Here is a 7,474-nt window from a genome sequence, read left to right as displayed (position 1 = left end):
CCGAAGAAGGTCTGGCGCTGGGGCTTGCGCATTATGCAGTCGCCGAAGGCGAAGGGCTTGATCTGGCCATGCAGCTTGCCCGCCGGATCGCCGATAACGCGCCCTTCTCGAATTACCTGATGATCAACGCGCTTTCGCGGATCGGCGATATGGCGCGCGGCGATGGGCTATTCACCGAAAGCCTTGCAGCCGCCCTGTCGCAGACGTCAGATGGCGCCAAGGAAGGTTTGCGCGCCTTTTTGGAAAAGCGCGACGCCAGGTTCCGCTGATCCGGGCCTAGACCCGGATCACGGCCCCCTGCCCGGCATAAAGCGGTCCGATCATCTCGGCAAAGCTGTCGCGCATGGCGCGTTGATTGAGCGATCCTTTTTCCGTGACCTCGCCCCGATCAAAGCTGGGATCGCGCGGCAAGATGGCGATACGGCGGACGCGGCTGGCCGACCCGGTCGCCGCCTTGGCGGCAAGGGCCAGCTTTTCGCGCAGCGCCGCGATCCGGTCCGCGTCAGAAAGCGCGCGGCCAGCGTCGGACAGAACCACAAGCGCGCCTAGCTCAGGCTCATTTTCGCCCACGATCACCGCGTCCCGGATCAGGCCGCCCATCGCATCGACGAGCCCCGCGCGCACCGCCCCCACAGCGACCCAAGTACCGGTCGACAGCTTGAAGTTCTCGGCCACGCGCCCGTCGAAGAAAAACCCCTTGGACAGATCATCGGGGTCAGCCGGGCGCAGCGCATCGCCCATGCAATAAAACCCCTCCTCGTCAAAGGCCTCGGCGGTTCGGGCAGGATCGCCCAGATAGCCCGGTGTGATGGTCGGCCCCTTGAGGCGTAGCTCCATCTTGCCGCCCACAGGCACCAGCTTCAGGATCAGCCCCGCCGAGGGCACGCCGACATTGCCCGCGCGCTCCTGCACCTCGGTGCAGGCGAGCGCGAAGGGGGCGGTTTCGGTCGCCCCAAGCCCCGTGGCCAACAACACCTCGCGCCCGGTGGTCTTGCGCGCGATGGCGCGCAGCCCATCCCATGTGTGCTGTGCCATGCCGGCGCCGGCGTAGAACATCATGCCCAGATCGGCAAAGAAATTGGCCGCAAGGTCCGCGTCTTTCTCCAACTCGGCCAAAAGCATGTCCCAGCCGATGGGCACGTTGAAATACCATGTGCAGCGCAAATCGCGCAGGTTGCGCAGGGTTTCGCCGAATTTGCCGGGAACGGGGCGGCCATCATCAATGTAATAGCTGCCGCCATTGGTCATCACGAGGTAGAACACCTTGTTGCCCGCTGCCGTATGGTTCCACGGCGCCCAATCCAGCACCACAGGCGGCTTTTCGGACAAGAAGCGGTAGCAATCGCGCACCATCGCCTGCATCGCACAGATCATGGCATTGGTGTTGATCACCGCCTTGGGCGAACCGGTCGAGCCGGAGGTGAAAAGGTATTTCGCCACCACCGCCCCCGTCAACGCCGCGCGCGCACCATCGGCCCCCGCCGGATCGGCCTCCAAAAGGCTGTCATAGGCAATGGAGCCCGCGACTGGATTGTGCAGGTTGATCACATGACATCCCGCAGCCGCGATGGCGGCACAGGCGGGCGCGAAGGCCTGCCCGTCATCGGCAAAGATGGCACCGGGGCGCAATGTCTTGGCGATACCCTTGAGCTTGCCGTGATCGTTTGAGACCAGCGCATAGGCGGGCGATACGGGCGCATAGGGAATGCCCACATAGACACAGGCCATTCCCAACAACGCATGTTCAAGGCTGTTTTCCGACAAGATCAACAGCGGCCGCTCGGGCCCTAGGCCAAGCCCCAACAGCGCCGCACCGATGGCGCGCGCACGGTCACGGGCGATGGCGTAGCTGATCCGCTCCCACTCGCCGCCATTTTTGCGGCGCGCGATCCATGTCCGGTCGGGGGCGCGGTCGGCCCAATGATCGAGATAATCGGCCAAAACGGGCATATGCGCCGGCAAGGCCGCGCCTTGTTGCATGAGAATGGTGCCGTCGGGGCGGTGTTCGTAGTGAAACTGCGGCGCCCAAAAATCGGATGCGCCTGTGCGGACCTCTTTATTCATGCACAGCCCCCAGAGCCTGTTATCATCAGCGCGGCGCCATGCGGATCGCACCATCAAGGCGGATGACCTCGCCGTTCAACATGGGGTTTTGCGTGATGTGGCCGACGATCGCGGCATATTCCGCCGGGTCGCCCAAGCGCGCGGGGAACGGCACCTGCGCGCCCAAGGACGCCTGCACATCTTCGGGCAGTTCCGCCAGAAGCGGCGTCAGAAACAGGCCCGGCGCCACGGCGCAGACCCGGATGCCCTTGTCGGACAGATCGCGCGCCATGGGCAGCGTCATGGCCACAATCCCCCCCTTGGAGGCGGCATAGGCCACCTGCCCCACCTGCCCCTCAAAGGCCGCGACCGAGGCGGTCGAGACGATCACGCCGCGTGCGCCATCGGCGTCGACGGGATCTGAAGCGACCATCAATGCGGCCGCCTGACTGGCGCAGTTGAAACTGCCGATCAGGTTTACCCCGATCACGCGGGCAAACATGGCCGGATCATGCGCCTGACCGCGCGAGACGGTCTTGGCGGCCGCCGCGATACCCGCGCAATTGACCAAGACGCGCGGCGTTCCATGTGCTGCGACCGCGACCGCCAGACCAGCCGCCACCGAGGTCGGATCGGCCACATCGACACGCGCGAAGGCACCGCCGATCGCTGCCGCATGGGCCGCGCCGAGATCTTCGTTCAGATCGAACAGCGTGACCTTCATGCCCGCCTGCGAAAGCCACAGCGCGGTCGCCGCCCCAAGCCCCGACGCGCCACCCGTCACAACAGCTCCGTGACCGACCCAATCCTGCATCAAGACGCCTCCATCACGCGAATTTTCTGCAGAAGTGTCAAAAGCACCTCCTTTTCGGAGGCGCTCAGCCCGGACAAAAGCGCGGTCTCATGGGCGCGCACAGCCGCGAGCGTTTCATCGAGGGCTTTTTCTCCCGCACTCGTGGCAACCAAGGCCTGCACCCGGCGATCGCCGCGGACTTGGGTGCGCTTGAGAAATCCGCGCCGCTCCAGCTCATCGACCAACGCGACCAGCCCCGATCGCTCGATGCCCAAAAGCCGCGCCAAACCGCTTTGCGTGATATTGGGAAACTGCACCACCAGCGCCAAGGCGGAAAACACCCGCGGGGCCAGACCCTCATCACCCAATGCGCGTCGGAAATCGGCCTGTACGATCATGTAGGCGCGTTTGAGGTTATAGCCGATGAATTCCTCCAAGATGGGAACGGCTTCGACGTTCGCCTCATCCTCATGGTGTCGTCGCGCTGAAATCGGGCCCGCCATCATTCTTCTCCATGTCTTGGTTACGCTAGTGCTATCGCAAAACGTTAACTAGGTAAACAGTATTTGCACCCTTCAGACCGCATGCGCCTTACCGCGCTTGCGACATGAGTTCGGGCAAAAACAAGACCAATCCCGGCACGGCAAGGATCAGGGCGACGACGACCAGATCGGCCAGAATAAAGGGCGTGACCCCGCGAAAGACATCGATCACAGTGACATAGCGGCTGGCTACGTTTTTGATAACAAAGACATTCATTCCCACGGGCGGGGTGATCATGCCGACCTCGAGCAGTTTGACCACCAAGACACCGAACCACACAAGGCTAAGCCCCTGCGCCTCGATGAGGGGCAAAAAGATCGGCAAGGTGACCAGCATCGCGCCGAAAGGTTCCATGAAGGTGCCAAGGATCAGGTAGATGCAGACGATGACGAGAAGAACCGTCATCAAGCTCATGCCGCTATCATCGACGAAAGATGCGATCAGACCGGAAAACCCAGACACGCCCAAGAACCGGGTGAACATCGTCGCGCCGATCCCGATGATCAGCAACGAGGCGGTCGTGATGACAGTTTCCGACACCGAGCGGCGGATCACATCACGGCTCAACCGCCCCATGACGAAGGCGAGAACAACCGTTCCAAAGGCGCCGACGGCACCCGCCTGTGTGGCGGTGAACAGGCCCGAGAAAAGCCCACCAAAGACCAAGACGATCAACACCACAAGCGGCGCGACCTGTCGCAGCGCCACCCGTGCATCGGCGCGATCGACGACCGAGAGCCGGGGCAAGACATCGGGCCGCGTCCATGCGATCGTCAAGATCACGATGCAATAGGATACCGCCGTCAACAGACCGATGACGATCCCGCCCAAGAACACCTGCACGATCGAGGTTTCTGCGATAACCCCATAGATGATCATCAAGATCGAGGGCGGGATCAGCGCGCCGATCGTGCCGCCCGCCGCGATACAGCCCGCCGCGATGGATGGCTTGTAACCGGCCTTGATCATCTCGGGGATTGCGATGCGCCCCATCGCGGCGGAATTGGCCAAAGACGACCCCGATACCGCCGCAAAGCCCGAACATGCCAGAATGGACGATATGGCAAGCCCGCCCGGCAAGCGCGCCAAGAGCGCCTTGGCAGCATCGAAAAGCCCGGCTGTCAGCCCGGTGTGATAGGCCACAAACCCCATGAGCAAGAACATGGGCACGGCGCTCATCGTCCATTTGGCGGCGAAGGAATAAGGCGTGTTGGCCAAGATCCCCATCGCCGGCGTCATGCCCAGCATGCTCCACATGCCACCGAACGACACCACGATCAGCGCCAGCGCCACAGGCAGACGCAGCGCCAAAAGACCCATCAATATGGCGATGCCCCAAAGGCCGGTTTCCACGCTCATCAGGTGTCATCCGGCGTTTGGGCGGCAAGCATCGCCTGTCCGCGGGGTGAAAAAAGCACCAAGGTCATCAAGGCACATGCCAGCGTCGCAAGGGCGAAGCCCGCCGGGACCAAGAAATGCGAATGCCAGATCGGCATCTGAAAGCTGACCAGTTCGACGAATGAGCGCGACCGCATCTCGCGCAGCGCCTTGAGCCATGTCGCATAGGTCACAAGCCCGTAGATCACCGTGCCGACAATGCCGACCACGACATCGCTCACCCGCAGCATCCACGCAGGCAGGGCCATATCCAGCAGCTCCACCGCGATCATCTGCCGCTTCAGCGTCAGCCAGCCCAAAGGCAAAAAGGCGACCGCCACCATGTAATAGCGCGCGACGATGTCGGGCGTGCTGTGCATCGAAACACGGAACAGGTTCAACAGCAGCACATCCAGACAGATATGCAGCATCATCAGCACCACGGCCAACCCGCCGAGCATCGACAGCGCGCGGCATAGCCGTGTGGATAACCAGACAATTCGGGACATGCGATCTTTCCAAAAGCCTCTGGCCCAAAAGGCCAGAGGTGGTTCGTGATCAAGGGATCAGGTCGGGCCACGCAAGGCCCGGTCTGCCCTAGAGGCCATAGGCGCCCAGATCGACCTTGGACCAGATCTCATCCATCGCGCGGGCCGACAGCGCCACGGGGTCATCACCGACTTCATCGACAATGGCCGTCCACTTTTCGACCAGCGCCGCGAATTCACCCGCAAGCGGATCGGCGGCGATGCGCGATGCCGCGTCATTGGTCGCGAAGGCCTCGGACGCGGCAAGGAAATCGGCATCAGGAGTGATGGTTTCGATCCCCGCCCCCGCAGCCGCGCCCCGCGCCGCTTCGGGCAGCTGGAAGCCCCAGCGATCCGTCAGGGTCGGGTTGGCCCGGTTGGCCGCGCGCACCAGCGTCGCGCGATCATCGGCGCTCATCGACGACCAGACATCGCGGTTGACCGAGAAATTCGAGGTCACGTGATACGTGCCCAAGGGCACCGCCGTCACATATTTCGCCACATCGGCCAGGCGGAACGACAGCATGTCGACGATCGAGGCCATGGACCCGTCGATCGTGCCTTGGTTCATGCCTTCGAACTGTTCGCCGACAGGCATGCTGACGGGGGTGGCGCCGAAATGCTCGGCCCAGCGCGCAAACGGGGCCCCGCCCGAGCGCAGGCGCAAGCCCTGCAAATCGGCGGCCGTGCGCACTGGGCTGGTGGTGATCAAAAGATAGACATCGGATGCACCGGCACCCAAGAACACCACGCCCTTGTTGCCGAATTCTTCCTGACAGGGGGCGCAATTGACGACAAATTCGGTCATCGCAAGCGCCATCGCGTGTGAATCGCGGCCCAAAAGCGCCATATCCCCCGCGACATTGGTACGCGCGAAGTCGGCCGGGAAGAACAATGGCAGCATGTTGCCGATGCTGATCAGCTCAGAGCCGAGCGCATCGGGAACCTGCATCAGCGACACAACCTCGGAGCCGAGCAGCGTGGCCGTCATAGCCCCGCCGCTTTCCTCGGCCAAGTAGGTGGCGAATTGTTGATACATGTAGGTCGAGGGATGGTTCGGCGAGGCCCCGCCTGCGACGCGCAACTCTTGCGCGTTTGCCGCTCCCCCTAACATCAGCGCAAGCGCTGCGCCGGCCATAAGTATTTTGGTATGTTTCATCGACTGGTTACCTCCCAAGTGTCATCGTGAAATCGTCGTTTGCTCAGCCTCGCTTTTGCATGCACGCTGTCGAAACGGATGCACCGCCCCGTTCAAGCGTGTTGCATTATTCGGTCTTACCCCCCCCACACTCATCAAGCCCCCCCAACACCGGACCTTTGGCACCACCCTGCCCCGGTCGCGCGCGACCGACATGGCGCGCGCATATTGTTAAGTTGTATAAACGTTATCCTTTGCATCATTCTAGATCAAATGATTTTCATCGCCTTCAACAGCTTCGTGATTGCCAAGGTGGCACACTGCGCGAGATCTGTTTAAAAAATTGTTTTTACGAATTATTTTTCCCGTTTGTGGTCACCGCGCCCCGGCGGCTTGGCATTTCGGCGTGCCCCGCCGCCTACCCCGCCCGCGACGCAGGGCGCTGAGGCTCACCGTCCGCTTGAAGGTGAGCGGTCACAAAAACGCCCCTCAAATTGGGCGGTGCTGTCAAAGTAACGCCTCAATTTGTCCCTCAATCATTCGTTATCTTTGAGCAGTTAAACATGTGATTTTTGGACCGTGACGTGCACAAATTCTTTGATCAACCGGCGAAGTTCGTTTCCGCGCGCACAAGGCGCCGGTCTTCGCATGCGTTGATGGACGCCACGCTGCAATCACAGCCGGTGTGGGGCCGCTGATATGCCGACAAGTTTCGAGGTCATCTTTCTTGGCAACCTGCCGCTGATCGACACGACGCAGGGCAACGAGGTCGCGGAGAATGCCGCGGGCCTTCTTGGCACCTATGGCAGCGCGGCAAACCCGCTCAACAGCAACGTCCAATTCCTGACGGCCGAGCGGCTGTCCGAAGATGACAACAACACCTATGACACCGACAATGGCGGCGGTTTCGACAGTTTCCGCATCAATGGCGGGGCACCGCAAAACTTTGACGCCCTTTCCGTCTATGACGCGGTCATCACCTATGTCGACGGCACGACCGCCACAATCACGGCGGTCGTTTTTCAAGATGTTTCCGGCAACACCTATCTCGCG

The 7,474-nt window shown here is 61.8% G+C and carries 6 protein-coding genes and 2 pseudogenes; 2 read left to right on the top strand and 6 right to left on the bottom strand.

The window, feature by feature from the left end; all coding sequences use genetic code 11:
* Positions 1-269: pseudogene (locus ACTG4J_RS13795) on the top strand (enoyl-CoA hydratase); the annotation flags it as partial.
* A 7-nt stretch (positions 270-276) separates the two neighbouring features.
* Here the strand turns inward: ACTG4J_RS13795 and ACTG4J_RS13790 are convergent.
* The 6 genes from ACTG4J_RS13790 to dctP all read right to left on the bottom strand — a co-directional run bounded on the left by ACTG4J_RS13790 (position 277) and on the right by dctP (position 6,442).
* Positions 277-2,064: a feruloyl-CoA synthase gene (locus ACTG4J_RS13790; protein WP_439140319.1), complete on the bottom strand. Its 1,788-nt coding sequence runs from the start codon at positions 2,062-2,064 to the stop codon at positions 277-279.
* A gap of 25 nt (positions 2,065-2,089) precedes the next feature.
* On the bottom strand, positions 2,090-2,857 hold the full coding sequence (locus ACTG4J_RS13785) for an SDR family NAD(P)-dependent oxidoreductase (RefSeq protein ID WP_439140318.1): 768 nt from the start codon (positions 2,855-2,857) through the stop codon (positions 2,090-2,092).
* Complete coding sequence (locus ACTG4J_RS13780) at positions 2,857-3,339, bottom strand: MarR family winged helix-turn-helix transcriptional regulator (RefSeq protein WP_439140317.1); 483 nt, start codon at positions 3,337-3,339, stop codon at positions 2,857-2,859. Before ACTG4J_RS13780 ends, ACTG4J_RS13785 begins: the two co-directional genes overlap by 1 nt.
* 88 nt (positions 3,340-3,427) lie before the next feature.
* Positions 3,428-4,738, bottom strand: a complete 1,311-nt coding sequence (locus ACTG4J_RS13775) for a TRAP transporter large permease (RefSeq protein WP_439140316.1) — start codon at positions 4,736-4,738, stop codon at positions 3,428-3,430.
* Positions 4,738-5,265, bottom strand: a complete 528-nt coding sequence (locus tag ACTG4J_RS13770) for a TRAP transporter small permease (RefSeq protein WP_439140315.1) — start codon at positions 5,263-5,265, stop codon at positions 4,738-4,740. The genes ACTG4J_RS13775 and ACTG4J_RS13770 overlap by 1 nt, the downstream gene beginning before the upstream one ends.
* A gap of 88 nt (positions 5,266-5,353) precedes the next feature.
* A complete protein-coding gene (gene dctP, locus ACTG4J_RS13765) occupies positions 5,354-6,442 on the bottom strand; it encodes a TRAP transporter substrate-binding protein DctP (RefSeq protein ID WP_439140314.1) in 1,089 nt (362 codons plus the stop codon).
* 678 nt (positions 6,443-7,120) lie between these two features.
* On the opposite strand from dctP, the pseudogene ACTG4J_RS13760 reads away from it, so the two are divergent.
* Positions 7,121-7,474, top strand: a pseudogene (locus ACTG4J_RS13760) (Hint domain-containing protein); the annotation flags it as partial.

The sequence above is a fragment of the Roseicyclus sp. genome, assembly GCF_965662675.1.
GTDB lineage: Bacteria > Pseudomonadota > Alphaproteobacteria > Rhodobacterales > Rhodobacteraceae > Roseicyclus.
This window is presented reverse-complemented; position numbering and strand designations above follow the sequence as displayed.